This window comes from Phytomonospora sp. NPDC050363, from assembly GCF_040655735.1.
GTDB lineage: Bacteria > Actinomycetota > Actinomycetes > Mycobacteriales > Micromonosporaceae > Phytomonospora.
The window spans coordinates 1-26408 of the sequence record NZ_JBFAKK010000014.1 but is presented as its reverse complement, the minus strand read 5'-3'; the positions used below and the strand labels follow the sequence as shown (position 1 = coordinate 26408).

Sequence of the window (26408 nt, the reverse complement as noted above, 5' to 3'; positions counted from 1 at the left end):
GTCATTCGATGGCGTTGGTGGTCGCGTCGTCGGCGACCGTCTGCCACGAGGGTTTGCGCAGCTTGAGGAACAAGAAGGGGATCAGCAGGCCGACGATGATCAGCCCGCCGGCGACGATGGCGACGTAGGTGACCGCGCTGCCGCCGCCGAACTGGGAGGACGGGACGAAACCGATGGCCATCGCGGCGAGCGAGGACAGCAGGCCGACCACGCACAGGAGCACCAGCGCGGGCGCGCGGTAGCCGCGCGGGTGGTCGGGCTGATTGCGGCGCAGGCGCACCGCGGCGACGAACATCAGGAGGTAGACCACGAGGTAGACCTGTGTGGTGATGACCGACAGGATCCAGTAGGCGCTGGACACGTCGGGGATGAACGCGTACAGCAAGGCGATGACGGTGGTGACCAGGCCCTGGGTGACGAGGATGTTCTGCTGGATCCCGTGCTTGTTGAGCTTCTGGAGGAAGGGCGGCAGGTATCCGAAGCGGCGCGACACCAGCAGCAGGCCCTTGGAGGGTCCGGCGAGCCAGGTGAGCATGCCGCCGAGGGAGGCGACGACGAGCATGATGCCGAGGACCGGGGTCATCCAGGACATGTCGAACGTGGCGAAAACCGCGTCGAAGGCCTGCATGACGCCGGAGGTGAGGCTGATCTGCTCGGCGGGCACGATCCACGAGATGACCAGCGCCGGCAGGATGAAGATGAGCAGGACGAGCCCCATCGACAGGAACATCGCGCGCGGGAACTCGCGGCCGGGCTTGCGCAGCGAGGAGACGTGAACGGCGTTCATCTCCATCCCCGAGTAGGAGAGGAAGTTGTTGACGATCAGCACGAGGCTGGCGAGGCCGGCCCACTCGGGCAGCAGGTGCGCCGCGTTCATCGGAGCCGCCGAGGTGTTGCCCTCGCCGAGGAAGATCACGCCGAGGGTGATCAGCAGGGCCCCGGGGATCAGCGTCCCGATGATCAGACCCGCACTGGACAGCCCGGCGACGGACTTGGTGCCCTGCGAGGAGACCCAGACACCGGTCCAGAAGAACACCACGATGACCAGGGCCGTCCACACGCCGCTCGACGCCAACGAGGGGTCGAAGACGTAGGCGAGCGTGCTCGCGACGTACCCGAGCAGGCTCGGGTAGTAGAAGATCGTCATCGCGAACTGGCACCACACCGCGAGGAAGCCCAGCTTCGGGGAGAGGCCCTTCGACACCCAGTTGTAGACGCCGCCTTTCCAGCCGGAGGCGAGCTCGGCCGAGACCAGCGAGGTCGGCAGCAGGAACACGATGGCCGGCAGCAGGTACAAGAAGACCGCGGCCAATCCGTACACGGCCATCGACGGTGCCGCCCGGAGGCTGGCGACCGAAGAGGTGATCATGAAGGCGAGCGCCACCCAGGAGATATAGGCGATCGCCGGGGTCTTCGGGGCGGCCAGGCGCGAGCCGTCGTTCTCCGGTTCACCGCCACTGCCAGTGGATGCGCGCATCGCGCTCATAGATGCCCTCGCGTCTCCGGTAGGTCTGCCCGGGATCAATAGAAGGTGAACATATCGTATGAATCTCGCATACCATTCCTCGTCGGATGAATCTACCTCTTATCGCCACTCGGAGTGTCCGAACTCGACGGCACGCATCGCCCGGCACGGTGGCGGCGATCGGCGCGATGTCGGCGGAGCGGCCGGCGCCTGGGGCCGTGGCCATGCGCGGACTCGTTCGTTGTCGACCAGGCAGCGACGCCGGTGAAAATCGTGGCCGATCCCCACTACGGCGAGGTGGACCTCAAGGCGACCGGGGCGGAACTGGCCGCCCTGGCCGAAGCGGTGGCCGAGGGCGCCGGCTTCATCGACGCCGTGTCGTCGCGCGACGACGGCGCGCTCGCGGGCGTCGAGGTCGGGGCAACAGCAGGCCCTGGCGTCCGCATCGACCTGGACGCCCGGCGGAGGGTGCTCATGATCAGCGGCGATGCCGAGGCCAGGGCCGTCCTGGCCGACAATCTGCACGGCATGGCCGTCGCCGAGGACGGCGGTCATCTCCACGTGGACTACTTCCCCGACCACCCCTACCTGGTGGAGGGATCGCTGCCGTTGATCGTCAACAGCCCGCACGGTGGCATGCCGAGGCGATGAAGGACGACCCGCACGCTGTGACGGTCACGCCGGGGCGGCTCGTCGCAGCCCGGCTCACAGGAGCCCGCCGAACCCTTTGCCGACCAGCAGCGCGCCGATCACGAGCAGCAGGACGGCCATGACGGTCGCGTTGTTCGCCTGGAGCCATTCCTTGAGGTCCTGGAGAGGGCCGCGCATGCGGTCGGCGGCCACCGCGTAGGCGATGACGGGCACCGCGACGGTGCAGGCGGCGAGGACGGTGAAGATCAGCACGGTCACGAAGATCCCTCCCCCGTCGAGTCCCGCGGTGCCGACGGCGATACCGGCGGCGACGCACATCGCCAGGTTCTTCGGGTTGACCGCCGACAGGGCGAAACCGAGGGTGAGCGCCTTGCCGGTGGTGAAGCGGTCGATGGCGGTCATCCAGCCGGGCAGGTCGGCCTGCGCGCCGGGTGCCGGGCGGCCGCGCCACTGCTTGACCGCCAGGACGACCAGCAGGACGCCGAGGATCAGTTTGACCCAGGACAGCAGGGCCGAGGGTTCGCCGGATCCGCCGAGGTCGGCAACCGCGGCGAGCCAGACGAACAGCGCTGTGGCGATCATGATCCCGGCGATCCAGCCGACGAGGAAGCCGGCGCTGGCCCCCTTGGCGTCCGGGGCGAACAGCATGAGGATCACCGCGATGATGGGGACCGGGCTGATGGCGATCCCGACGGCAAGTGGCAGCAGTTCCCCGATTACCTCGCCCATGTCAGAGCCTCTCGAAGTCGCCGGGTTTCCAGCCGCCGTCGAAGGCGGCCGGCTGGGGTCCGTAGATGCGGAAGTAGGCGAACCAGCCGCGGCCGGGTTCGGTCTGGATCCATCGGGTGCCGGCGTGCTGGGGCGGCGCGGAGGGCCCGAAGTAGAGGTCGATGGGGACGCCCGGGGTGATGTCGGCGAGTTCGACGAGGGACCGCAGCGCGGCCTTGTCCTGTGCGGTGGTGACCTCAGAGCGCGTCTGCGCGTCGTAGACGGTCACCGACCAGAAGAGCTCGGCGGGCACCGGTGCCGGGACGGTGAGGCGGTAGCCGGCGCCGCCGTCGAGGTAGGCGCCGTCGGTGTCGCGCAGGCCGAGCCAGTAGAGGGAGCCGGCGCCCTGTGAGCGCCGGAACATGGCCGGGGAGGCCACGATCGCCTGGATGAACCAGCGGTCGCGGGCTTCGAGGTCGAGGCCGGCGGGGGTCTCGAAGTCGGCGTCGTCGGGGACGAGGCCGACCCACTCCCAGCGGCGGTCGGGCCAGGCGAGGCGGTCGGGGCGGTCGGAGGCGAAGGCGGAGATGAGCATCTGGGCCTTGGCGGCGACGGCGGCGCGTTCGAGGATGGCGGCGGTGCGGTCGTCGGGCGCGAAGGGGCGGCCCTTGCCGATGCCGAGGGCGGTCAGGAGGCCGTGCATGGGGCGGAACTCCTCGGTGACCGGTTCGGCGTCGAGGACGGTGTGCAGGACGCGCCAGAAGTCGAGGCCGTTCTCCCAGCGCAGGCAGGAGGCGTCGACGGCGCGGGCGGTGTTGTCGGTGTATTCGAGGAGGCGGTCGGGGGCGTCGAGCGGGTGGACCTTCACCGCGCGGAGCGCGGCGAGGGCCTTGGGCATGTCGCCGTCGAGGGGCAGCGCGCGGATCGCGAGCAGGACGAGGTTCGTGGCGGAGCGGCCGACGTGGAAGCCGGGCGGCGGTTCGCCCTCGTAGCCCGGCGGCAGGATCAGGTGCCGGCCGCCTTTACCCTGGTCGGGGCCGGGTATGCCGAGGTCGAGGATCCAGCGCTGGTGGCGGTCGTCGACCAGGCCTATGTAGGGGCCCGGTGGTATGTCGACGACGACCGGGCCGTCGGTGAGGTCGATGGCGGTGGCGCCGTAGGGCGTGTCGGAGTTGAGGGTGAAGCCGACCTGCCGGGGGCCCGCCGCGACCAGGCCCATGCCCTCCCCGTCGGCGATGCCCACGTCGCGGTTGCCCTGGAAGACGCCTTCGGCCGAGACGGTCGGGTACCAGAAGCGGTAGGCGGTGACGGCGCGCTGGAAGAGCGCGTCGTCGCGGGCCTGGGCGGCGGAGATGGGGAGCGGGTAGCCGTCGACGAAGGGGTAGTCGGCGGTGGGAATGGTCTGCGTCATCACTGCCCCCTGGGTGCGGCGAGGGCGGAAGCCTCGGTTGAGTGCACCTTAGGGGAGATTTTGCGGGGATATGGAGGGTTCGGGGGAGAGTGGCGCGAACACCGACGCCCCACCCTGAGTCCATGGTCTAGACTCTGCACCGTGACCGACAAACTCGCCGAACTCCTCGCCGTCGTCGGCGACCGCTGGGCGCTGCTGATCGTGCGCGAAGTGGCCGTCGGGGTGCGCCGCTTCGACGAGCTCCAGGCCGGCACCGGCGCGCCGCGTCAGGTGCTGTCCGACCGGCTCCGCCGCCTGTCCGCAGCGGGCCTGCTCGTCACCCGCCCCTACCAGGTGCCGGGCCGCCGGTCGCGCAACGAGTACATGCTCACCGACTCGGGCATCGACCTCCTCCCCGTCTTGTCGGGCCTGTCCGACTGGGCGCAGCGGCACCTCGCCGAGGGCGCGCTGCCCGAGATCGTCTACCGCCACAGCATGTGCGGCGGCCGGGTGTCGGCGACCCTCCAGTGCGAGTGCGGCGAACCGGCCGACCCGCACGGGCGCGTCATCGCCGAGAACCGCCGCTGAGGCCCACCATCCTTCAAGGAGCTTCGATGTCTTTGACCATGACCACCGACGCCGCGTTCGCCGACGACGTCCTCGCCAGCCCGCTGCCGGTCCTCGTCGAGTTCACCGCCGAGTGGTGCCCGCCCTGCAAGAAGATCGCCCCCGTCCTGGCGCAGATCGCCCAGGACGAGAAGGACCGCCTCCGCGTGGTCGCCCTCGACGTCGACACCAACCCCGAGACCACGCTGAAGTACCAGGTCCTGGGCATGCCGACGATGGCGCTGTTCGTCGGCGGCGAGATCGTCGCGCGCGTGATGGGCATCCGGCCGCGCGGGGCGCTCCTGCGCGAGCTGGAACCTCACCTCGCGGCGGCGAAGACCTCCGCCTGACGCACACGCCGAAGGCCGCCCGCACGAGGGCGGCCTTCGGCGTGTCCGGGCTCCCCGACTACAGCCCCAGCCGCCCCGCCGACTCCCGCAGCTCCCCCGCCAGCCGAGCGAGGTCGACGCCTTCCAGGCGGCCGTCGCGCTTGACGAAGCGCCCGTCGACCATGACCGCCTCGACGTTGCCCGGGTGCGCCGAGGTCACCACGGCCGCGACGGGGTCCACCGCGCCGAGCAGGTTGACGTCGCCGGCGCGGATGAGCATCAGGTCGGCCCGCTTGCCCGGGGCCAGCGACCCGACCAGGTTCGCCATCCCCAGCGCGCGGGCGCCGTCGATGGTGGCCATGCGCAGGGTGTCGCCGACGTCGAGGCGCGGGCCACCGGAGGCGTCGAGGCTCAGCATCGCCGCGCGCATCAGCGCGAACATGTCACCGGCGACGGTCGTGACGACGTCGACGCCGAGCCCCGTGACGACCCCGGCGGCCCGAAAGCGTGCCGCGACCGGGGCGCCGTGCCCCATGCGGGCCTCGACGGCGGGCGCCACCGACGCGGTGCCACCCGAGTCGGCGATGAGCTTCAGCTCGGCGTCGGGCAGCGAGTTGCCGTGCACGTAGAGGATGCCGGGACCGAGGAGACCGCGAGCGCGCAGCGCCTCCACCGGGCGCTCGGCGACCGGGCCGGCGCCGACGTGCACGACCAGCGGCACGCCCAGTTCGCGGGCCAGCGCCCAGTCCTCCTCGACGGTCTCGATGGGCGAGTACGAGGGGCCGTGCGGGGCGAGCGCCATGGTGAGCGGCCCGCCCATGGATGCGTGGACGCGGCGGACGTCGGCGTGGTCGGCGGTGCCGCCGAAGACCGGGCGGCCGTAACCGAAGAGGGCACGGATGCCCGAGGCGCGCAGCGCCGAGACGGCGGCGTCGGCGTGGTCGGGGGTGTAGAGGGCGTGGGAGAAGTCCTGGAGGGTGGTGACGCCGCCGTCGATGGCGTCGAGCGCTCCGGCGAGGGTGCCCGCGTGGATGTCGGCGGGCTGGACGCGGGGTGCGATGTCGCCGAGGACACGGTGGAGGTATTCGCCGAGGTCGGCGTCGGCGGCGATGCCGCGCAGGGCGGTCTGCCAGGTGTGGCGGTGGGTGTCGACGAAGCCGGGGAGGACGTAGCGGCCGGTGGCGTCGACGGTCTCGGCGTCGTCGGCGGTCAGCGCGGGGCCGAGGGCGGTGATGCGGCCGTCGGTGATGAGGACGTCGGTGGCGGGGTGGACCGCGAGGGGCGCGGTGTCGATGACGGTGCCGTTGCGGATGAGGGTGCGCACGACAAACTCCTTCACTAGAAAGCTTTCGAGAAAGGTATCAGAAAAGCTAACTAGAATGCGGCCGTGGATCCCGTCGACGCACTCATCGCGACCTGGCGCGCCGAAATGCCCCAGGCGCTCGGCCCCGCCTCCGAACTGAGCAAGCGGATCATGGTGCTCGGCGCCCGGCTCGAACGCGCCACCCGCGAACTCCTGCCGTCGCTGGGGCTGACCATCGCCGGGTTCGACATCCTCATCGGCCTTCGCCGGGCGGGAAAGCCGTACCGGCTCAAGCCCAACGAGCTGGCCCGCTCACTGCTGCTGTCGACCGGCGGCACCAGCAACGCCGTCAACCAGCTGGAGGCCGGCGGCCTCGTCCGCCGCGTCGCCGACCCCGCGGACGCCCGCAGCACCTGGATCGAGTTGACCGCCGACGGCGTGGCCCTCGCCGAGCGGGCCGTGCTGGCCAACACCGCCGCGCACGAGAAGGTCTTCGCGGGGGTACCGCGCGAGGCCGTCGACGCGGCGGCGGCGGGGCTGCGGGGGGTCTTCGGGGGCGGTTGACCCCTCGCTAAAACCTGTGGCGCACAACACTTCCATGCGCAATGGTCGAGGACATGTCAGACACAACGCAGGAGACCACCCGCACCTTCGGATGGTCGGACATGTTCGTGGCCCCCGACGAGGACCCCCGCGAGGACGGCGGCTGGGAGGGGGAGCACGCGACGCTCGCCGGCTCCCTGCGCGACCGGCGACTCACCTTCCAGCTCAAGTGCGCCGGCCTCGACGCCGAGCAGATGGCCCGCCGCCCGATTCCGCCGTCCAACCTCTCCCTGCTCGGCCTGCTGCGGCACCTGGCCGACGTGGAGCGCGCCTGGTTCCGCCGCATCCTGGCCGCCGAGGACGCCCCGGCCCGCTACCCGGGCGAGGAGGCGTTCGAGGCCACCGACTCCGACGACGCGTCCGTCGCCGAGGCGTGGGACGACTGGCGGGCGCAGGTCGAGAACTCCGAGCGCTTCGTCGACGCCGCGACCGACATGGGCGTCATGAGCAAGTCCGAGCAGACCCGCGTCGCGCTGCGCGAGGTCATGGTCCACATGATCGAGGAGTACGCGCGCCACAACGGACACGCCGACCTCCTCCGCGAGCGCATCGACGGGCGCGTCGGCCAGTAGCCTCACGGCGGCCGGCGGCGGCCGTGATCCCTTTGTCACCGGGCGGGTACCGGGGCCGAACGCGTCCGCAACGGCCCCGGCCCACCGTCGTGGGATGACCACGACTGGCACGACTGTCACGACCACCCGCACCGGCCGTCGCTGGATAGGCGACTGGCGTCCCGACGACCCCGACTTCTGGCGCGCCGGAGGGCGGGCCGTCGCGCGGCGCAACCTCGTCTTCTCCATCTTCTCCGAGCACCTGGCCTTCTCGGTGTGGCTGCTTATGTCGGTCGTCGCGGTGAGCCTGCCCGCCGCCGGGTTCGCCTTCTCCGTCGACCAGCTGTTCTGGCTGGTCGCGGTGCCGAACCTGGTCGGCGGGTTCACGCGGATCCCTTACACCGTCGCCGTCGCGCGCTTCGGCGGTCGACAGTGGACGATCGTGTCGAGCGCGCTGCTGCTCATCCCCTTGACCTTGATGATCCACGCGCTGACGACGCCGGGGACGCCGTACTGGGTGTTCATGGCGGCGGCGGTCACGGCGGGGCTGGGCGGCGGGAACTTCGCCTCCTCGATGGCCTCCATCTCCTACTTCTTCCCCGAGCGCGGCAAGGGCCTGGCGCTCGGCCTCAACGCCGCCGGCGGCAACGTCGGGGTCGCGGTCGTCCAGTTCGCCGTGCCCGCCGTGATCGGCGTCGGCGTCATCGGCGCCGCGCAGGGCGAGGGGCTGTGGCTGCACAACGCGCCGCTGCTGTGGGTGCTGCCGGTGGTCGCGGCGACGGTGTGCGCGTGGGCGTTCATGGACAACCTCTCGGTGGCCAGAACCCCGCTGCGGCGCCAGATCGAGGCCCTGCGCAGCCGCCACGCCTGGATCATCGCGGTCCTCTACATCGGCACCTTCGGTTCCTTCATCGGCTATTCGGCGGCCTTCCCGCTGGTCATCAAGGCCGCCTTCCCCGACATGGCCGCGATGTGGATCGCCGCAGTGGGACCGCTGGTCGGCTCGGCGGCGCGGCCGGTCGGCGGCTGGCTGTCCGACCGGATCGGCGGCGCGCGGGTGACCAGCGCGTCCTTCGCGTTCATGGGCCTTGGCACGGTCGCGGCGATGTTCGGCATCGCGGCCGGCTCCTTCGCGCTGTTCTTCGGCGCCTTCCTCGTGCTGTTCGTGTTCAGCGGGGTCGGCAACGGCTCGACCTTCCGCATGATCCCCGCGGTGTTTCGCGCCGAGGCGGGTTCGGCGCCGACGGAGGAGGCCCTGGCGCGCTCGCGGGGGCGGGCGGCGGCGGTGATCGGCTTCGCGTCGGCGGTCGGCGCGGTCGGCGGCTTCCTCATCCCGCGCGGCTTCGGCTCCTCGCTGGCCGCGACCGGGTCCATCGACACCGCGCTGTGGGTGTTCCTGGCCGGCTACGCCTGCTGCCTGGCGCTGACCTGGTGGTCCTACCAGCGGGCACCGCGCGCGATCCCGGTCTGATCTTCCCTCTGGCGGCCGGGCGTGTGCGGGCGACTTTTCCCGCCGGAAACATTCGGGTCGCCGAAGTGAAACGCCCAGGGCAGACGGTGTGCACATGGAGCAAAGCACTCGGAACGCGCGGGCACGGGCGGTGGACACCCACTGCCCGTACTGCGCGCTCCAGTGCGGGATGACGCTCACCCGCGACGCGGCGGGCACCGTCGCGGCGTCCCCGCGCGGCGGCGGCCTGTGCCAGAAGGGCTGGACCGCGCCGGAACTGCTCGGCCACCCCGAGCGGATCACCACTCCCCTCGTCGGCGGCGAGCCCGCCGGGTGGGACGAGGCGCTGGACCTGATCGCCGACCGGATCCGCTCGGCGCAGGCGCAGTTCGGCCCCGGCGCGGTCGCGGTCTTCGGCGGCGGCGGCCTCACCAACGAGAAGGCCTACCTGCTGGGCAAGTTCGCACGTGTCGCGCTGCGCACGCCCAACATCGACTACAACGGCCGTTTCTGCATGTCCTCGGCGGCCGCGGCGGGGATCAGGGCCTTCGGCGTCGACCGCGGGATGCCTTTCCCCGCGGCCGATCTGGCCGGCGCCGACACCGTCCTGCTGGCCGGCGCCAACCCCGCCGAGACGATGCCGCCGTTCATGCGGCACCTGGCCGGGCGGCGGCTCATCGTCGTCGACCCGCGCGCGACGGCCACCGCGCGCCAGGCCGAACTGCACCTGGCGGCCGCGCCGGGCACGGACCTGGCGCTGGCCAACGGGCTGCTGCACATCGCCGTCGAGCGCGGACTGCTCGACCAGGCCTACATCGTCGGCCGCACCACGGGTTTCGCCGAGGTCGCGCGGACTGTCGCGGCCTACTGGCCGGCCCGCGTGGAGCGGATCACCGGCGTCGCCGCCGCCGACCTGTACCGGGCCGTGGACATGCTGGCCACCGGACCCCGCGCGATCCTGACCGCGCGCGGCGCCGAGCAGCACGGCAAGGGCGTCGACACCGTCAACGCCTGGATCAACCTGGCCCTGGCGCTCGGCCTGCCCGGCCGCCCGTCCAGCGGTTTCGGGACGCTCACCGGGCAGGGCAACGGGCAGGGCGGCCGCGAGCACGGCCAGAAGGCCGACCAGCTCCCCGGGTACCGGCGCATCGACGACCCCGCCGCGCGCGAGCACGTCGCGGGCGTCTGGGGCGTCGACCCCGACTCGCTGCCGGGGGCCGGGCCCTCGGCGGTGGAGCTGCTCGGGATGCTCGGCGACGAGGTCAAGGTACTGCTGGTCTTCGGCTCCAACCCGGCGGTGTCGGCGCCGCGCTCGCTCAGTGTCCACAAGCGACTGTCCGTTCTGGACGCACTCGTCGTCTGCGACTTCCTGCCCTCGGAGACCGCGCGGCTGGCCGACGTCGTCCTCCCCGTCACCCAGTGGGCCGAGGAGGAGGGCACCATGACCGACCTCGAAGGCAAGGTCATCCGGCGCCGTGCCCTCCTGGCACCGCCCGGGCAGGCGCGCTCCGACCTGCACGTGCTGTCCGGGCTCGCCGGGCGCCTCGGCGTCACCGAGGGCTTCGATCCGGTGCCGCGCAAGGTCTTCGAGGAACTGCGGCGAGCCAGCCGGGGCGGCACCGCCGACTACCACGGCGTCACCTACGAGCGCCTCGACGCCGGGGAGGCCGTGCACTGGCCCTGCCCCGACACCGAGCACGCCGGGACGCCCCGGCTGTTCACCGACGGCCGCTTCGCCACCCCCGACGGCCGCGCGCGCTTCGTCCCCGTCGAGCACCGCGCACCCGACGAGCCCCGCGACGGCGAGTACCCGCTGCACCTGACCACCGGGCGCGTCCTGACGCAGTACCAGTCGGGCACGCAGACCCGCCGCACCTCGCTTCCCGGCGAGCCCTTCGTCCAGATCCACCCCGACACCGCCGCCCGGCACGGGATCGCCGAGGGCGCGACGGTCCGCGTCACCAGCAGGCGCGGGGACTTCACCGCCCCCGCCCGCCTCGACGACGGCATGCGCACCGACACGATCTTCGCGCCCTTCCACTGGCCGGGCGCCAACAACGCGGTCAACGACGCCCTCGACCCGATATCGCGCATGCCCGAGTTCAAGGTCTGCGCGGTCCGCATCCACCCGCAGGAGGAGACACCATGAAGGTCGTCATCGCCGGATACGGCATGGCCGGCGCACGCCTCGCCCGCGAGCTGGGACTGCGCGGCGCCGAGGTCACCGTCTTCGGAGCCGAGCACGAACCCGCGTACAACCGCGTGCTGCTTCCCGGGATCCTGGCCGGAACGCACGCCGAGGCCGACCTGAGCCTGCCCGCGCCGCCCGCGCACGTCGACCTGCGCCTCGGCGAGGCCGTCACCAGCCTCGACACGCACGCCCGCGAGGTCAACGGAGTCGGCTACGACGCCTTCGTCCTGGCCACCGGCGCCGAGGCCGCGCTCCCGCCCGTCCCGGGCCTGGATCCACTGCCGCGCAACGTGACGGTGTTCCGCTCGATGGCCGACTGCCGCGCGATCCTCGCCGCCGCGGAGGGCCGCCGCCGCGCGCTCGTCCTCGGCGGCGGACTGCTGGGCCTGGAAGCCGCCCGAGGGCTGGCGGGCCGGGGCATGGACGTCACCGTCGTCCACGCCGCCGGGCACCTCATGGAACGCCAGCTCGACACCGTCGCCGGCGACCTGCTCGCCGGAACACTCGCCGCGCTGGGCGTCTCGGTGCTCACCAATGTCGCCGTCTCCGGCGTCGAAGGCGACGCCGACGGCGTGCGGCTCGGCCTCGGCGACGGCCGCGTCCTCGAAGGCGACCTGCTGGTCGTCTCCTGCGGGGTGAAGCCGCGCACCGCGCTGGCCGAGTCCGCCGGCATCACCGTGGGCCGGGGCGTCGTCATCGACGACCAGTGCCGCACCGGCGATCCGGCCGTCTACGCCATCGGCGACTGCGCCGAGTACCTCGGCCAGAACTTCGGGCTCGTCGCCCCCGCCTGGGAACAGGCCGACGTCGTCGCCCGCGTCCTGACCGGCACCCCCGCGAGCTACCAGGGGGTTCGTCCCGTCACCCGGCTCAAGGCCGGCGGGATCGACCTGGCCGCCATGGGCAGCCTCGACGGCGAGGAGGTCGTGTCCTATGTGGATGCCGCGCGCGGAACCTATGTGCGGCTGGTGATCGAGGCCGACCGACTGGCCGGCGCGGTCCTGCTCGGCGACAACCCGACCACCGGCCAGGTCACCCAGCTCTTCGACCACGGCGACCCGGTCCCCCGCGACCGCCGGACGCTGCTGCTCGGCAGGGCCTTCGGCGAGCCGCCGCGGCCGGCGACACCCGCCGCGCAGCCCGACGACGCCGTCGTGTGCCGCTGCAACACCGTCCACAAGGGCGCGCTCGTCCGCGCCTACGCCAAGGGATCGCGCACACCGAACGAACTGTCGAAGGCCACCATGGCCGCGACCGGCTGCGGCGGCTGCGCCGGCGACGTGGCCGCCATCTGCGGCTGGCTGCGCGAGACCGCGCCCGCCGGCGAACTCACGGAGGTGAACGCGTGAAGCGGATCGTGGTACTCGGCGACGGCATGGTCGGCCGCCGGTTCACCGAGGCGATGCGGCAGCGCGACCCCGAGGCCCGCCTCACCGTGCTGGCCGAGGAGAACCGGCCCGCCTACGACCGGGTCCGGCTGTCGGCCTTCTTCGACGGCGCCACCGCCGAGGACCTGAGCGTCGGCAAGCCCGATCCGGCCGTCGACCTGCGGCTCGGCGAACCCGCGCTGCGCATCGACCGGGAGAACCGGACCGTCCACAGTGCTCAAGGCTCCTACGCCTACGACCACCTGGTGCTGGCCACCGGCTCCTTCCCCTTCGTGCCGCCGATCCCGGGCACCGACACCCCCGGCTGCTTCGTCTACCGCACACTCGACGACCTGGAGGCCCTGCGCTCCTTCGCCGCCGGGAAGCGGCACGGCGTGGTCGTCGGCGGCGGGCTGCTCGGCCTGGAGGCCGCCAACGCCCTGCTCCTGCTCGGCCTCGACGCCGAGGTCGTCGAGTTCGCGCCGCACCTCATGCCCGCCCAGCTCGACCCCGCCGGCGGCGCGGTCCTGCGCGACCACATCACCCGGCTCGGCATCGGCGTCCACTGTGGAACAGCCGTCATTGCCGTCCACGACGGCCCCCGCCTGACGCTGGCCACCGCGGCCGGCGACTCCATCACCACCGACCTCGTCGTCTTCGCCGCAGGCATCCGCCCCCGCGACGCGCTCGCCCGCGAGGCCGGGCTCGCCCTCGGCGAGCGCGGCGGCGTCCTGGTCGACTCCGCCTGCCGGACGAGCGATCCGGCGATCTCGGCGATCGGCGAGTGCGCGGCGATGGAGGGCGTGTGCTTCGGGCTGGTGGCGCCGGGTTACACGATGGCCGAGGTGGCCGCCGACCGTGTCGCCGGTGGCGCGGCGACCTTCCCGGGCGCCGACACCGCGACGAAGCTCAAGCTCCTCGGTGTCGACGTGGCCTCCTTCGGTGTCCGTGAGGGGCCGCTGGAGGCGACGTACCTGGAACCGGCGGAGGGCGTCTACGCCAAGCTGGTGCTCTCCGACGACGCCGCGACGCTGCTGGGCGGGATCCTCGTCGGCGACGCCGAGGCCTATCCGGTGCTGCGCGCGGCGGTCGGCGGTCCGGTTCCGGGGCGCCTGGCCGACCTGCTGTCGAAGGAGGCCGGTGAGCGCGAGCTGCCCGGTGCGGCGCAGATCTGCTCGTGCAACGCGGTCACCAAGGACACCGTCACCGCCGCGATCGCCGCCGGGCACGACGATGTGCCCTCCTTGAAGTCGTGCACGAGGGCCGGTACGACGTGCGGTTCGTGCGTGCCGCTGCTGAAGCGGCTGCTGGCCGAGTCCGGTGTGGCGCAGAGCAAGGCGCTGTGCGAGCACTTCGCGCACTCGCGCGCCGAACTCTTCGACATCGTGCGGGTGCGCGGTATCGCGACCTTCAGCGCGCTGGTCGCCGAGCACGGCACCGGGCGCGGGTGCGACGTGTGCAAGCCGGTGGTGGCCTCGATCCTGGCGTCCCTCCACAACGGACACGTGCTGGAGTCGGAGCGGGCCTCGCTGCAGGACACCAACGACCACTTCCTGGCCAACCTCCAGCGCGACGGCAGCTACTCGGTCGTGCCGCGCATCCCCGGCGGTGAGATCACCCCGGAGAAGCTGATCGTGATCGGCGAGGTCGCCCGCGACTTCGACCTGTACACCAAGATCACCGGCGGGCAGCGCATCGACCTGTTCGGCGCGCGCGTCGAGCAGCTGCCGCTGATCTGGCGGCGGCTGGTCGACGCCGGTTTCGAGTCCGGCCACGCCTACGGCAAGGCCCTGCGGACGGTGAAGTCCTGCGTCGGGACGACCTGGTGCCGCTACGGCGTGCAGGACTCGGTGCGCCTGGCCATCGACCTCGAACTGCGCTACCGGGGCCTGCGCTCCCCGCACAAGATCAAGGCGGCGGTCTCCGGATGCGCCCGCGAGTGCGCCGAGGCGCGCGGAAAGGACTTCGGTGTGATCGCCACCGAGAACGGCTGGAACCTCTACCTGGGCGGCAACGGCGGCTTCACGCCCCGGCACGCCGAACTCTTCCTGTCCGATGTGGACACCGAGAGCCTGGTCCGCTACATCGACCGCTTCCTGATGTTCTACGTCCGCACCGCCGACCGCCTCCAGCGCACGGCGCCGTGGATCGAGAGCCTGGAGGGCGGCCTCGACTACCTGCGCGAGGTCATCGTCGACGACAGCCTCGGCGTCTGCGCCGAACTCGACGAGGCGATGGCCCGCCATGTCGAGGGCTACGCCGACGAGTGGGCCGGCGTCCTCGACGACCCGGTGAAGCTCTCGCGCTTCGTGTCCTTCGTCAACGCCCCCGGCACCCCCGACCCGTCGATCCGCTTCACCCGCGAGCGCCGGCAACCGGTCCCCGAGACGCGGACGGCGCCGGTGGCGCTGGGGATCCCGGCGGTGCGGTCATGAGCTGGGTGCGGATCTGCCCGCCGACGGCGCTGCTACCCGAGCGCGGCACCGCCGCCCTCCTCCCCGACGGGTCGCAGGTCGCGCTGTTCCCGCTGGCCGACGGCCGCCTGTACGCGCTGGACAACCTCGATCCCTTCAGCGGCGCGCAGGTCCTCTCGCGCGGGGTGCTCGGCGACCGCGGCGGCGTGGCCACGGTCGCCTCCCCGATGCACAAGCAGGTCTTCGCCCTCGACAGCGGCCGCTGCCTCGACGACGAGAACGTCATGGTCGCCACCCATCCGGTCCGGCTGCGGGACGGCTACGTCGAACTGCTCACCGGAGCGGCGGCGTGACCGGGCCCCTGACCGGCTACACCGTCGCGGTCACCGCTCAGCGCCGCAGCGACGAGCAGACCGCGATGCTGGTCCGGCGCGGCGCCAGGGTCGTCGCCGCGCCGACCGTGCGGATCGTGCCCCTGTCCGACGACCGCGACCTGCGCGCCGCGACCGAGGACCTGCTCCGCGACCCGCCCGACATCACCGTCGCCACCACCGGCATCGGCTTCCGCGGCTGGCTGGAGACCGCCGAGGGCTGGGGGCTCGGCGAGCGCCTGCGCGAGGCGCTCGGCCGGGGCCGGCTGTGGGCGCGCGGCCCCAAGGCGCTCGGCGCGATCCGCGCCGCCGGGCTCGACGAGGAGTGGTCGGCGCCCGGTGAACTCGGCTCCGAGATCGTCGAAAGGCTCGCCGCGCAGGACATCACGGGCCTGCGCGTCGCCGTGCAGATCCACGGCGACCCCGTCAACGACTTCCTCCCGGTCATCGAGGCCGGCGGCGGGACCGGCGTGACGATCCCGGTCTACCGCTGCGCTCCCCCGACCGACCTGCCCGCCGCCCGCCAGCTCGCCGAGCAGATCCGCGGCGGACGCGTCGACGCGGTCACCTTCACCAGCGCCCCGGCCGCGAAGTCGCTGCTGCGCATCGCCGGACGGCACGCCGACGAACTCGTCGCGGTCCTGCGCGAAGGCACCGTCCTGGCCGCCGCCGTCGGGCCCGTCACCGCCGCTCCCCTGGAGAAGCTGGGCATCCCCGTCGTACAGCCCGACCGGCCGCGCCTGGGCGCACTGGTCCGCACCGTCGCGGCCATGCTCCCCGAACGAGCCGTCGTCGTGCGCCTGTCCACCGGCGAGCGCCTCGACGTGCGCGGCCACCTCGTACTCGTCGACGGCGAACCGCGCGCCCTGGCACCGGCGCCCATGGCGGTCCTGCGCGAACTCGCCGCGGCCGGCGGCCGGGTCCTCTCCCGCGACAAGCTGCTGGCGGTGCTACCCCGCGGATCCGACGGCCACGCCGTCGAGATGGCCGTCAACCGCCTGCGCGAAGGCCTCGGCCTGAAAGGATCGGTGAGCACCGTCATCAAACGCGGCTACCGCATCAGCGTCGACTGAGAGGTGCTCACCGCGACGGCGGCCGCACCTCACAGTCGTCGACGACGCCCTCCGCCAGCTCGATCACCTCACGCCGAGTGCACAACCCGGCGTTCTCGGCGTCACTGACCTCGTGCAGCAACACGAACGGACCGCACGACAGCCAGCGCACGGAGGTGCGAAACCCCCTGCCGTTGTCGGCGCCCTCCCGGAAGGTCTCGAACTCCAGGCAGTCACGGCCCAGATGATAGCGCTCGCCGACGGGTTCGAGACCCTGGTCGCGGCCGATGCTGAGCAACTGGGCGGCGACCGGCGCGATCATCGCCGCGGCGGTCTCCCAGCTGCGGCCCGGCTCGCGCACCAGGCCCTCCCCGGTGGTGAGGTCGCCGTAGAGGTCGGTGGTCTCGCCCGGCCCGGCGGACGGGTCGGTCCAGGTCTCCAGGAAGTCCTCCACCGTCTGCGGCATCAGCCCGAAGCCTCGCGGTTCGGTGACGTCGCCGACGATCTCGGAGTAGGCCCGGCCGGCCTCGTCGCGGATGTGGAAGCGGTCGCCGTGCAGCCAGATGGCGGTCGTCGTGATGGACGGGGGCGCACCGGGCGCGCGCCGGGTCCAGCGGATCCTCGCGTGCACGTTCGGGTAGACGCCGGTCATGTCACTGTCCTTACCCTCGCTCGGCGGTCCCACTCCCCGTGCGCGACGGCGTCCACGGTGGAGGGGGCACCGGGATACGCAAGAGACGATGCACCACGCGGGGCGCGAAGACAGCGTTTCGGTCGGGCTCCCGACTCGCGGCCGGGATGAACAGGGGATGGGGGATGGGGGTGTTACCGCGCGCCGAGCGCCTCGGCGGCCTTGGAGAGGTCGCTGACCAGCGCGTCGAAGGCCGCGTCGCGGTAATCGCCGGGGGTGCGCAGCACCGACGAGGGGTGGACCGTGATCAGCACGCGCAAGCCCTCGGGCTCCTCGGCGACCAGGATCTCGCCCCTGCTCCGGGTGACCCGAAACGAGGGGCCGAACAGGTCCTGCGCGGCGGTCGCGCCGAGGCACACGACCAGCTCGGGGTCGACGGCGGCGATCTCGGCCAGCAGCCAGGGGCGGCAGGCCAGGACCTCCGAGCGCTCGGGCTTTTGATGCAGGCGCCGCTTGCCACCGGCGGCGCGGCGGAACTTGAAGTGCTTGACGGCGTTGGTCAGCCACACGTCGTCGCGGTCGACGCCCGCGGCGATCAGGGCGCGGTCGAGCAACCCGCCGGCCGGACCGACGAAGGGCTCGCCGCGCGTGTCCTCGCTGTCGCCGGGCTGCTCCCCGATCACCAGCAGCCGCGCGTCGCGCTTCCCGGCGCCGAACACCGTCTGCGTCGCGTCGCGGTAGAGACCGCACCCGCGGCAGCCGTCGGCGGCCTCGCGCAGCGACTCGACGTCGCGCGCCTCGGGCAGGAAACTCTCCGCTCCTTCTGCCATGAACAGGGGATACCCCCGCGCAGCGGGCGGAAACGCTCCGAGGGGAGCCCTCCCCTCTCCCGCACCACACCGGGTATGCACTCAGCCGCTAGCCTTCCCGGGTGGCAATAGAGCGTCTGACGACGAGGGGACGGCTGGTCCGGGTCCTCATAGCGCTGGTCGGGATGGCCGCCCTGGCCTCCGGGACCTTGTACGGGCAGGACGACTGGTTCCCCCTGGCCCCCTTCCGCATGTTCTCCACCACCGACGATCCCAACAAGCCCGTCGACATCGCCCGCGTCGACGCCATCGACGTCACCGGTGCGCGCTTCGAGCTGACCGAGCGCAACAGCGGCGTCCGCCGCGCCGAGGTCGAGGGCCAGATGGCCGCGCTCAAGGCCGACCCGGCCCTGGTCGCCGCGATCGCCGCCGCCTACGAGCAGCACAGCCCCGACGCGCCCGAGCTCGTCCGGATCGAGATCATCGTCGAACACCACGAACTCAAGGACGGCAGCGCCACCGGCGTCGTCGTCGACGAGGTGGTGACGGCGTGGGACAGATGAGGCGCGTCGCCGGCAAGGTCGGCGGCTGGTTCTACGAGGCCGTCCCGCTCGGGCGGGCCGCGGCCTTCCGCACACTCTGTTATCTCTTCGTCGTCGCCGACCTCCTGGTCTTCACCAACTGGGTCCGCAGCCACGCCTCCGTGCCCGGCGCGCTGTACCAGCCGCTGGCGATCGGGCGGATCCTGCCGCTGCCGACGCCCACGCCGCTGCTGGTCAACGGCATCTTCGTGGCCCTGATCGTGCTGGCGCTGCTCGCCGCGACCGGCCGGGCGCCGCGCCTGCTCGGCTGGCCGGTCTTCCTGCTCTACCTGGAGTGGATGATCATCGCGATGAGCTACGGGAAGGTCGACCACGACCGCGTCGGCTTCCTCGTCGCGCTGGCCGTGCTCCCGACCGTCGGCCGCGCCCGCCACGGCGACGCCACCCGCTCGGAGTCGGCCGGCTGGGCGCTGCGCTGCACCCAGATCGCGGTCATCGCGACCTACTTCCTGGCCTCGTGGGCGAAGATCCGCTTCGGCGGGCTCGCCTGGCTGGGCGGCGCGACCCTCACCCGCGCGGTCCTGCGCCGGGGCACCTGGGCGGCGCGGCTGCTGCTCGACGTGCCGGGCCTGCTGGTCGCCGCGCAGTGGGGCATCGTGATGTTCGAGCTGCTCAGCCCGGCGGTGTTCTTCCTCAAGGAGCGCTGGCGAGTGTGGGCGATCGGCGGCTTCTACCTCTTCCACGTGGTCGTGTTCAGCACGATCACGATCTCCTTCCTCCCGCACCTGGTCGCCATGGCGGCCTTCCTGCCGCTGGAGAAGGTACGGCCGGTGGAGTGGGCCAAGCGCCTGCGCGGGCGCCGCGAACCGGTCGAGGCCCCGGCCTGAAAAGTAGGGCGGACGCGCAAGCGCGTCCGCCCTACTCCGTCTTGCGAGCCGCTTCGCGCTGCGCCTGCGGCAGCGCGCAGGCGGCCGTGCCGCCGGGCATCTTGTCGCGGTTGCGCGCGACCCACCGGTAGAGCGGCCAGACCACGGCCAGCACCGGCCGCAGCCCCAGCACCGCGCCCATCGGCCGCCACACGCCGCCGGCGTCCTTGAGCAGCGCGGCGATCGCGGCGGGACCCGACAGCGGCGCGCCGGGGCGCCCGGCACCGTCGACCTCGACCCACTGGACGGCCGCGTCCACCTCGGCCTCGGTCAGACCGAGGACCGCGATGTCACGGTGCTGCCAGGCGGCCACGTCGGCGCCGGTCGGGATCCGCTTCTCGACGAAGCGCGCACAGCTGGAGCAGAACGCGCAGTCGCCGTCGTACAGGAACACCGCTGTCATGGCTCAAGTATTGGCCGGACGGCGCCGCTGACCCAAGGTTCCCGTGACCGAACCCACCACGAAGACCGCGCCGATCCCCAGCAGGAGGATCCACATGAACAGCGGCACCAGGTCGAACAGCGCCCCGAGGGTGAGCAGCAGCGCCCGGCCCTCCCAGCCCAGTCCGGCCCAGCGGATCGACAGCGGCGAGGCCGCCTTGTCGATGCGCGCGGCGAGGTCGTAGTGGTAGACGGCCAGCACGCCCAGCGTGGCGAAGACCAACGGCAGAGGCACGCCGTAGGTACGGCCCGTGAACAGGATGAACAGGTACTCCGCGGCACGCATCCCCGCCGGGACCAGCCAGTCGAGCGCGCCGCCATGGGCGTGCCGAGCGGTCGGGACCAGCAGGAGCAGCACGACGAAGGCCGCGAGGATCGTCCACGGACGCGCCCCCGCGGTCCACGGCGTGGTCAGCACCCCGGCGAGCAGGACGAGCAGCACGCCGCCCAGCGAGAGCAGGGGCGCCGCGCCCGGGAACTTGAACAGCGACACCAGGCGCACGATCGGCCCGTCGTCGCGGTGCGTGGACTTGTCGGCCGACTCGAAGACCGCCGCGCGCACCGAGAAGGACTGCAGGACGCGCCCGGCCATGATGTAGAGCGCCGAGCCGGTCGCGCAGACCAGGAAGGCCGCCAGGGCGACCTGCCCGTTCCAGACGGCGGCGAAGAAACCGAGCACGAACCAGCGGTCGCCGACCGGGAAGGCCGCGGTCCGCTTGAACCAGTACTTGAGGCTGCCCTTGCGCGCGCCGAAGTCGGTGGCGGCCTTGCCGAGGACGCCGCCGGCCTTCGCCAGGCCCTCCTGCGGCTCCGGCCGCTTCTCGCCGACCCGGAAGGGGTCGGCCGCCTGCGTGAAGGGCGCCTTGGCGCGGGTCAGCACGTCGTGGTCGCGCATGGTGCCGTACCAGGTGTCGACCATGTGGCGGCAGGACAGCATCATCAGCGCCACGATCGCCAGCCACCAGGCGTTGGTGTGCCCGGCGGCGACCGCGCCGACGGCCAGCCCGGCGTAGACCAGGAACTCCTTGAAGCGGTCGGCGATCATGTCCAGCCAGCCGCCGAAGCGGCTGAACTTCTGCGTGTAGCGGGCCAGCTCCCCGTCGACGCAGTCGAGCAGGAAGCTCACGTAGAGCAGCACCGCGCCGATGATCAGCGCCGGGCGCGTCGCCCACGCGAACAGGCCCGCGCCGACCAGGGCCACCAGGATCGACAGCCAGGTGACGCCGGTCGGGGTGAACTTCAGCCGCTTGGCCAGCAGCATCACCCTCGGCGCCAGCGGCAGCACGAAGAAGGTCGCGAAGAGGTCGTCGTGCTCCTTGCGGGCGAGCTTGTAGCGCAGCGCCTTCTCGTCGACGCTCGACGTGTACGCCCACGCCTGGGCGGCGTCCTCGTCGCCGTCGACGCGCCGGTAGGGCAGGCCCTTGACCTGGTAGGCCGTGACCGACTCGCCGGAGCGCGCCAGGCCGAGAGCCGCCAGCACGATCGCGTCGGCGTCGGGCGCCAGGGCGGGGACGCCCTCGGCGCGCAGCGCCTCCAGGGTGGTGATGAAGTCGGCGCAGAACGGCTCGCCGACGCGCACGAGTCCGCGCAGCCCGGCGTTGGGCTCGTCGAGCTCATGGAAGGAGGTGGCGACCGCGACCACGCGCCCGCGTTCCAGGCGAAGGTGCTCACCCGCGTCGTAGGGGCCGACGAGCGCCCCGACGCGCGGAATCGAGTCGCCCAGGACGCCGCGCAGCGCCGAGTCGGGGGTCAACAGGTCGGCGGCACATATAACAAGAGGTATGCCGTCGGCCACAGAGTGTGCGGCGAGGTCGGCCAGGGCGGCGAGGTCGGAGTCGACGTCCTCCGAGACGATCACCCGGCGATCCAGGTCGCGCAGCGGCCCGGCGAGTGCCGGGCGCGCGACGATGACGATGCGTGCGCCGAGTGCGGAGAGCTGGCGGTCGAGGCGGGCGGCTAGCAGCTCGCCGTTGACGACCGCGAGGGCGCCTGGGGTAGTGGCGAGCAGGGCCACCCGCGTCATGAGCCGGTCGCCAGGTTGTAGGCGTCCAGGGCCTCGTCGAGGGTGCCGTCGACCTCCAGCTGCCCGGCGTCCAGGTAGAGGCCGCGGGTGCAGAAGCGCTTGAGGTCGCCTTCGCTGTGGGAGACGAGGAAGAGGGTGCGGCCCTCGGCCAGCATCGACTCCATCTTCTTGTAGCACTTGGCGCGGAAACGCTTGTCGCCGACGGCCAGGGCCTCGTCGACGAGCAGGATCGGGTGCCCGAGCTGGGTGACCACGGAGAAGCCGAGGCGCACCTTCATGCCCGAGGAGTAGTGCGTGACGGGGGTGTCGATGAACTTCTCGATCTCCGAGAAGGCCACGATCTCGTCGAACTTCGCCCGGATCTGCTTGCGGGTCATGCCGTGCATGCCGGCGACCATGTACACGTTCTCGCGGCCGGTGAGGTCGCCGGAGAAGCCGGCCGACAGCTGTAGGAGGGGGGCGACCTTGCCGCGGCAGTGGACGCTGCCCTCGTCGGGGACGAGGGCGCCGGAGATCAGCCTCAGGAGGGTCGACTTGCCGGTGCCGTTGGAACCGATGACGCCGACGGCCTCGCCTTCACCGATGCCGAAGGTGACGTTGCGCAGGGGCCAGAAGTATTCGGCGCTCGGCTGGCGGCCGCCGCGATGGATGATCATGTCCCGCAGTTTCAGCTTGCGCTTGCGACTGCGTACGAACCGGATACCGAGGTCTCTGGCCTCGATGATCGGCTTGCTCACACGGGCTCCTCGGCGGGGCGGTGGGGAATCAGTGGCACATGTTACCGATGCGGCTTTCCAGGTCCCACCTTGCGCTCGGATGCGGTGAAACCCCAGGTAACCTCGCAGGCTGCGGGCAGGTCGTAATGGGGTAACATCCGTGGCCAACTCGACGACGTAGGCTAACCGTGGCGTCATTCGCCATTCACCTCCCGGACAGCCGAGACCTCCTCGGCCGCTCCGGAGCGGGTGTCGTCGTCGACCACAACCACCGGAGAGCGTTACCGTCACATGCTGCTTACCGCGCCGTATACGTATATATGCAGTTCAATGACCGTAACGCTGTTCACAAGGGGTAATTGATGTATAGCCTGGTTCTTCTCAATGGCGGTATCGGCAGCCGGGTCGCGGCGGGCCAGCCGAAGCAGTTCATCCGGGTCAACGGGATCCCGATCATCGTCTACTCCCTCGTCGCCGCCGACGCGGTCGCCGAGATCGACGAGATCGTCGTCAACTACCCCGAGGGGTGGCGCGAGGACGTCGAGAAGCTCGTCATCGACTACGCGATCAAGAAGCCGGTCACCTACGTCCCGGCCGGCGCCACCCGCCACGAGTCGGTCCGCAACCTCCTGCCGCACTGCAAGAACGAGCACATCGTCCTGCACGAGACGGCCCGGCCGCTGATCAGCGCCGGAGACATCCGCCGGCTCATCGCCGACCCGCACGACAACGTCAGCTACATGCTGCCGATCCCGTTCACCGTCGCGCCGGTCGACCCGGCCGCCAACAAGGTGACCGGTTCGCTCGACCGCGACAAGCTGCGCAACGTGCAGCTGCCGCAGAAGTACCGCAAGGCCGACCTCGCCGGTGCCCACGAGTGGGCCGTGCGCGAGGGCGTCGTCTTCAACGAGGACGGCACCCTGGCGACCGAGGCCGGTTACGACGTGTACTTCCTCGACGGCACCGACCGCAACTTCAAGGTCACCACCCCCACCGACGTACGACTGGCCGGCTTCTTGCTGGGAGGAGAAGACGACGATGAGTAAGTCACTACTGGTCACCGGAGCCTCTAAGGGGATCGGGGCGGCCACCATCGAGCGCTTCTTCTACGGCGACAACGACGTCAACGACTTCATCCTGCTGGCGCGGGAATCGGAGGCGTTCTCGGCGTTCCTCGACAAACTGGCCGCCGACAACCCGCACGGCAAGAAGGTGCACTCGTACAACATCGACCTGGCCGACCGCGCGCGGACCGTCGGGCTGATGAAGGACGTCATGGCCGAGCACGGCAAGGTCGACCTGCTGGTCAACAACGCCGGCTACACCTCGCCCATGTCGATCCAGCAGATCGAGTTCGCCGACTTCGAGCGGACCATCGGCGTCAACCTGTACGCGCCGTTCACGATCGTCCAGGAGCTGCTGCACAACGGCAACACCTTCGAGCTGATCGTGAACATCGCCTCGACGGCCGGCATGAACGGGCGCCCGGGCTGGCTGACCTACTCGGCGTCGAAGGCCGCCGTCATCACCATGAGCGAGGTGATGAAGGAGGAGCTGGCCATCTACGGCACCCGCGTGGTCTGCATCTCACCCGGCCGCTGCGCCACCGATCTGCGCAAGACCCTGGCTCCGGACGAGGACCCGACGACGATCATGCAGCCGGAGCACGTCGCCGGCGTCATCGAGATGCTGCAGTCCGACGTCGGCCGCTTCGTCGACAGCCGCAACCTCGTCGTCAGGATGTAGACGGGCCGTCCCCCCCTCCCGAAGACAGTTGACCGATACGACAACCGGGACAATCCACAATGGACAAAGCCACACTGAAGAAGGTCACCGGGAAACTCGCCCCGGCCGGCCTGGGCGTCTTCGCCCTCGCCGCCTTCGCGCTCACCGACCTGCCATGGCTCGGCTTCGGCGTCACCGCCCTCGCCCTGGGATACCTGTGGTTCAACCACCGCTCCGAAGGACTCGCGAAGTCCCTCCCCGACCGCGCGCTGATCACCGCGGCGCTCATGGTCTGGGCGGTGAAGTCGGAGAACGGCGCCGGTGAGCTCATCAACCTTCTGTGCGGCGTCCTCCTGCTGCTGGTCACGCTCTATGAGCCGCTCCTGCGGGAAGCGCTCAACGTCGGTCGCCTGGAGTCGCGCAACCTCAAGGTCGCGCGCTCCAAGCGGGAGAAGTTCCTCGCCCCGAAGTGGCCATACCTGGCCCACCTCGGGCTGCTGGTCCTCTACGCCGTCAGCGTCGCCATCGGCGGAACGGCGTGGCCGGTCATCGCCGGGCTGGCCGTCGTCGCGATCGTCAACTTCAGCGCCGTCCTCAACGCCTGGCGCGAACGCCGCTCCAGCACCCACGGCCACAACGGCGACCAGGCCGTCTGGGACGCGCTGGAGAAGCACGCGCCGCAGTTCATGGTCCACTACTCCGCGCCCGCCGGCACCGAGTACCACGTGGGCATGTGGCTGCCGTACCTGGAAGCGCTGAAAGTCCCCTACATGGTGGTGCTGCGCGAGAACCGCGGCATCGCCGCCATGGCCCGGCTGACGAAGGCGCCCGTCGTCGTCGCCCCCAGCATGGGCCAGCTCGAACAGGTCATCGTGCCCTCGCTGAAGGCCGCCTTCTACGTCAACAACGGCATGAAGAACGTCCAGTCGATCCGCTTCTCGCACCTGACGCACATCCAGCTGCTGCACGGCGACTCCGACAAGGCCTCCAGCTACAACCCGGTCACCGCCATGTTCGACAAGATCTACGTGGCCGGCCAGGCGGGCATCGACCGCTACAGGGACAACAACGTCCTCATCCCCGAGGAGAAGTTCACCATCGTCGGGCGCCCTCAGGTGTCCGAAGTGGAGATCGTCCGCACGCCGATCGCCGACGTCGCCTCGCCCACGGTGTTCTACGCCCCCACCTGGTCGGGCTGGTTCACCGACACCAACTACTGCTCCCTGTCCATCGCCGAGAAGATCCTCACCGGGCTCATCGAACGCGGCGCGACGATCGTCTTCCGCCCCCACCCCTACACGGCCCGCAACCCCGCCTCGGCCCGCCAGATGGCGCGCGTCGAGCAGCTGCTGGCCGAGGACGCCGCCAAGACCGGCCGCGCCCACAAGTGGGGGAAGACGACGACCAAGGACATGTCGCTGTTCGAGTGCATGAACGCCTGCGACGCGATGGTCTCCGACGTCACCGCCGTCGCCTCCGACTGGCTGTACTCCGAGAAGCCCTTCGCGATCACCGACATGCTCGACGAAGGCGAACGCTTCCACAAGAGCTTCCCGCTCTCGCAGGCCGCCTACGTGGTGAAGTCCAACGCCTCCAACGTCCCCGACGTGCTGGATCGCCTCCTGAAGCTCGACCCCCTCGCCGACCGCCGCCGGGACATGAAGACGTACTACCTCGGGGACTTCCCGGGCACGTACGTCAACGGCTTCCTCGACGCCGTGCGCGGGGACCTGCTCGGGAAGGCGGGATTCGCGGGGAACGGTTCCGAGGTACCGCAGCAGCACCACGCCGCGGCGGTTTTAAGGGATGACGAGGAGTAGCGGCCGGGGATCGGATCGAAGGTCAGGCCGGGAGGCCTGACCGGTTCGCCTCGCTCCCCCCGCCCGCCCGCTCGTGCGGCTGGTTCGATAGAGGTTTGAAGAGGACCCGCGCAAATGCGCGGGTCCTCTTGCTTGAGCAACTCACCCGACCGTCACCGCACGACCCCCTGGCGGGTGCCCGGCAGAGGGTTGGCGGGCCGACGGCCAGCGGCCTGCGGCCTGCGGGCCTGCGGCCGAGGCGAAGCCGGCCGCACACAAGAGCCGACCAAACGGCCCGCAACCCAGGCGAGAGAACCGGGTCCAGGGACGGAGTTCCTGGTGGGG

The 26408-nt window shown here is 71.3% G+C and carries 25 protein-coding genes; 16 read left to right on the top strand and 9 right to left on the bottom strand.

Annotated features, from left to right (window positions below; genetic code table 11):
• Position 1 precedes the first annotated feature (1 nt).
• A complete protein-coding gene (locus tag AB0I28_RS30960; RefSeq protein ID WP_357499232.1) occupies positions 2 to 1477 on the bottom strand; it encodes an APC family permease in 1476 nt (491 codons plus the stop codon).
• A 261-nt stretch (positions 1478 to 1738) separates the two neighbouring features.
• Between AB0I28_RS30960 and AB0I28_RS30955 the strand changes: the two genes are divergently transcribed.
• Positions 1739 to 2116, top strand: coding sequence for a hypothetical protein (locus AB0I28_RS30955; protein ID WP_357499231.1), 378 nt, complete (start codon positions 1739 to 1741; stop codon positions 2114 to 2116).
• A 54-nt stretch (positions 2117 to 2170) separates the two neighbouring features.
• On the opposite strand, the gene AB0I28_RS30950 is transcribed toward AB0I28_RS30955, so the two are convergent.
• The gene (locus AB0I28_RS30950; protein WP_357499230.1) at positions 2171 to 2845 is read right to left on the bottom strand and encodes a GAP family protein; all 675 of its coding nucleotides are present in this window, start codon (positions 2843 to 2845) and stop codon (positions 2171 to 2173) included.
• A 1-nt stretch (position 2846) separates the two neighbouring features.
• Entirely contained in the window at positions 2847 to 4235 is a 1389-nt protein-coding gene (locus AB0I28_RS30945) for a DUF1214 domain-containing protein (RefSeq protein WP_357499229.1), read from the bottom strand.
• 141 nt (positions 4236 to 4376) lie between these two features.
• Between AB0I28_RS30945 and AB0I28_RS30940 the strand changes: the two genes are divergently transcribed.
• Both AB0I28_RS30940 and AB0I28_RS30935 read left to right on the top strand, forming a co-directional pair.
• Positions 4377 to 4802: a helix-turn-helix domain-containing protein gene (locus AB0I28_RS30940; protein WP_357499228.1), complete on the top strand. Its 426-nt coding sequence runs from the start codon at positions 4377 to 4379 to the stop codon at positions 4800 to 4802.
• Positions 4803 to 4828: 26 nt separating this feature from the next.
• On the top strand, positions 4829 to 5170 hold the full coding sequence (locus AB0I28_RS30935) for a thioredoxin domain-containing protein (protein ID WP_357499227.1): 342 nt from the start codon (positions 4829 to 4831) through the stop codon (positions 5168 to 5170).
• 58 nt (positions 5171 to 5228) lie between these two features.
• Here the strand turns inward: AB0I28_RS30935 and AB0I28_RS30930 are convergent, their stop codons facing one another.
• On the bottom strand, positions 5229 to 6473 hold the full coding sequence (locus tag AB0I28_RS30930) for an amidohydrolase family protein (protein ID WP_357499226.1): 1245 nt from the start codon (positions 6471 to 6473) through the stop codon (positions 5229 to 5231).
• A 63-nt stretch (positions 6474 to 6536) separates the two neighbouring features.
• On the opposite strand from AB0I28_RS30930, the gene AB0I28_RS30925 reads away from it, so the two are divergent.
• From AB0I28_RS30925 to AB0I28_RS30890, 8 genes are all read left to right on the top strand, one after another.
• A complete protein-coding gene (locus AB0I28_RS30925; protein WP_357499225.1) occupies positions 6537 to 7016 on the top strand; it encodes a MarR family transcriptional regulator in 480 nt (159 codons plus the stop codon).
• Between the two features lie 53 nt (positions 7017 to 7069).
• Positions 7070 to 7627 (top strand): DinB family protein, encoded by a 558-nt coding sequence (locus tag AB0I28_RS30920; RefSeq protein ID WP_357499224.1) that lies wholly within the window; start codon positions 7070 to 7072, stop codon positions 7625 to 7627.
• A gap of 94 nt (positions 7628 to 7721) precedes the next feature.
• Positions 7722 to 9077, top strand: coding sequence for an MFS transporter (locus AB0I28_RS30915; RefSeq protein ID WP_357499223.1), 1356 nt, complete (start codon positions 7722 to 7724; stop codon positions 9075 to 9077).
• 94 nt (positions 9078 to 9171) lie between these two features.
• Entirely contained in the window at positions 9172 to 11205 is a 2034-nt protein-coding gene (locus AB0I28_RS30910) for a molybdopterin oxidoreductase family protein (protein ID WP_357499222.1), read from the top strand.
• A complete protein-coding gene (locus AB0I28_RS30905) occupies positions 11202 to 12596 on the top strand; it encodes an FAD-dependent oxidoreductase (protein ID WP_357499221.1) in 1395 nt (464 codons plus the stop codon). Before AB0I28_RS30910 ends, AB0I28_RS30905 begins: the two co-directional genes overlap by 4 nt.
• The gene (gene nirB / locus AB0I28_RS30900; protein ID WP_357499220.1) at positions 12593 to 15049 is read left to right on the top strand and encodes a nitrite reductase large subunit NirB; all 2457 of its coding nucleotides are present in this window, start codon (positions 12593 to 12595) and stop codon (positions 15047 to 15049) included. Before AB0I28_RS30905 ends, nirB begins: the two co-directional genes overlap by 4 nt.
• Positions 15046 to 15381, top strand: coding sequence for a nitrite reductase small subunit NirD (gene nirD / locus AB0I28_RS30895; RefSeq protein WP_357499219.1), 336 nt, complete (start codon positions 15046 to 15048; stop codon positions 15379 to 15381). The genes nirB and nirD overlap by 4 nt, the downstream gene beginning before the upstream one ends.
• Positions 15378 to 16472, top strand: coding sequence for a uroporphyrinogen-III synthase (locus AB0I28_RS30890; RefSeq protein ID WP_357499218.1), 1095 nt, complete (start codon positions 15378 to 15380; stop codon positions 16470 to 16472). Before nirD ends, AB0I28_RS30890 begins: the two co-directional genes overlap by 4 nt.
• Before the next feature lie 7 nt (positions 16473 to 16479).
• Here AB0I28_RS30890 and AB0I28_RS30885 read toward each other — a convergent pair whose 3' ends face one another.
• Both AB0I28_RS30885 and AB0I28_RS30880 read right to left on the bottom strand, forming a co-directional pair.
• Entirely contained in the window at positions 16480 to 17103 is a 624-nt protein-coding gene (locus tag AB0I28_RS30885; protein WP_357499217.1) for a hypothetical protein, read from the bottom strand.
• Positions 17104 to 17276: 173 nt separating this feature from the next.
• Positions 17277 to 17912 carry a UdgX family uracil-DNA binding protein gene (locus AB0I28_RS30880; RefSeq protein WP_357499216.1) on the bottom strand — a complete coding sequence of 212 codons (636 nt, stop codon included), beginning with the start codon at positions 17910 to 17912 and terminating at the stop codon, positions 17277 to 17279.
• 101 nt (positions 17913 to 18013) lie between these two features.
• Between AB0I28_RS30880 and AB0I28_RS30875 the strand changes: the two genes are divergently transcribed.
• Positions 18014 to 18454 (top strand): hypothetical protein, encoded by a 441-nt coding sequence (locus AB0I28_RS30875; protein WP_357499215.1) that lies wholly within the window; start codon positions 18014 to 18016, stop codon positions 18452 to 18454.
• The gene (locus tag AB0I28_RS30870; RefSeq protein WP_357499412.1) at positions 18451 to 19320 is read left to right on the top strand and encodes an MFS transporter permease; all 870 of its coding nucleotides are present in this window, start codon (positions 18451 to 18453) and stop codon (positions 19318 to 19320) included. Before AB0I28_RS30875 ends, AB0I28_RS30870 begins: the two co-directional genes overlap by 4 nt.
• 31 nt (positions 19321 to 19351) lie before the next feature.
• Here AB0I28_RS30870 and AB0I28_RS30865 read toward each other — a convergent pair whose 3' ends face one another.
• Genes AB0I28_RS30865 through AB0I28_RS30855 form a run of 3 tightly spaced genes read right to left on the bottom strand, consistent with a single transcriptional unit; the run spans position 19352 to position 22560 of the window.
• On the bottom strand, positions 19352 to 19762 hold the full coding sequence (locus tag AB0I28_RS30865; protein WP_357499214.1) for a DCC1-like thiol-disulfide oxidoreductase family protein: 411 nt from the start codon (positions 19760 to 19762) through the stop codon (positions 19352 to 19354).
• Positions 19763 to 19765: 3 nt separating this feature from the next.
• Positions 19766 to 21823, bottom strand: coding sequence for a DUF5941 domain-containing protein (locus AB0I28_RS30860; protein WP_357499213.1), 2058 nt, complete (start codon positions 21821 to 21823; stop codon positions 19766 to 19768).
• Positions 21820 to 22560, bottom strand: a complete 741-nt coding sequence (locus AB0I28_RS30855) for an ABC transporter ATP-binding protein (protein WP_357499212.1) — start codon at positions 22558 to 22560, stop codon at positions 21820 to 21822. Before AB0I28_RS30855 ends, AB0I28_RS30860 begins: the two co-directional genes overlap by 4 nt.
• 341 nt (positions 22561 to 22901) lie before the next feature.
• On the opposite strand from AB0I28_RS30855, the gene AB0I28_RS30850 reads away from it, so the two are divergent.
• The 3 genes from AB0I28_RS30850 to AB0I28_RS30840 are packed head-to-tail and all read left to right on the top strand — an operon-like array spanning position 22902 to position 26084.
• Complete coding sequence (locus tag AB0I28_RS30850) at positions 22902 to 23585, top strand: 2-C-methyl-D-erythritol 4-phosphate cytidylyltransferase (RefSeq protein ID WP_357499211.1); 684 nt, start codon at positions 22902 to 22904, stop codon at positions 23583 to 23585.
• The gene (locus AB0I28_RS30845) at positions 23578 to 24285 is read left to right on the top strand and encodes an SDR family oxidoreductase (protein WP_357499210.1); all 708 of its coding nucleotides are present in this window, start codon (positions 23578 to 23580) and stop codon (positions 24283 to 24285) included. The genes AB0I28_RS30850 and AB0I28_RS30845 overlap by 8 nt, the downstream gene beginning before the upstream one ends.
• A gap of 59 nt (positions 24286 to 24344) precedes the next feature.
• On the top strand, positions 24345 to 26084 hold the full coding sequence (locus AB0I28_RS30840; protein WP_357499209.1) for a CDP-glycerol glycerophosphotransferase family protein: 1740 nt from the start codon (positions 24345 to 24347) through the stop codon (positions 26082 to 26084).
• The last annotated feature ends 324 nt before the right edge of the window (positions 26085 to 26408 follow it).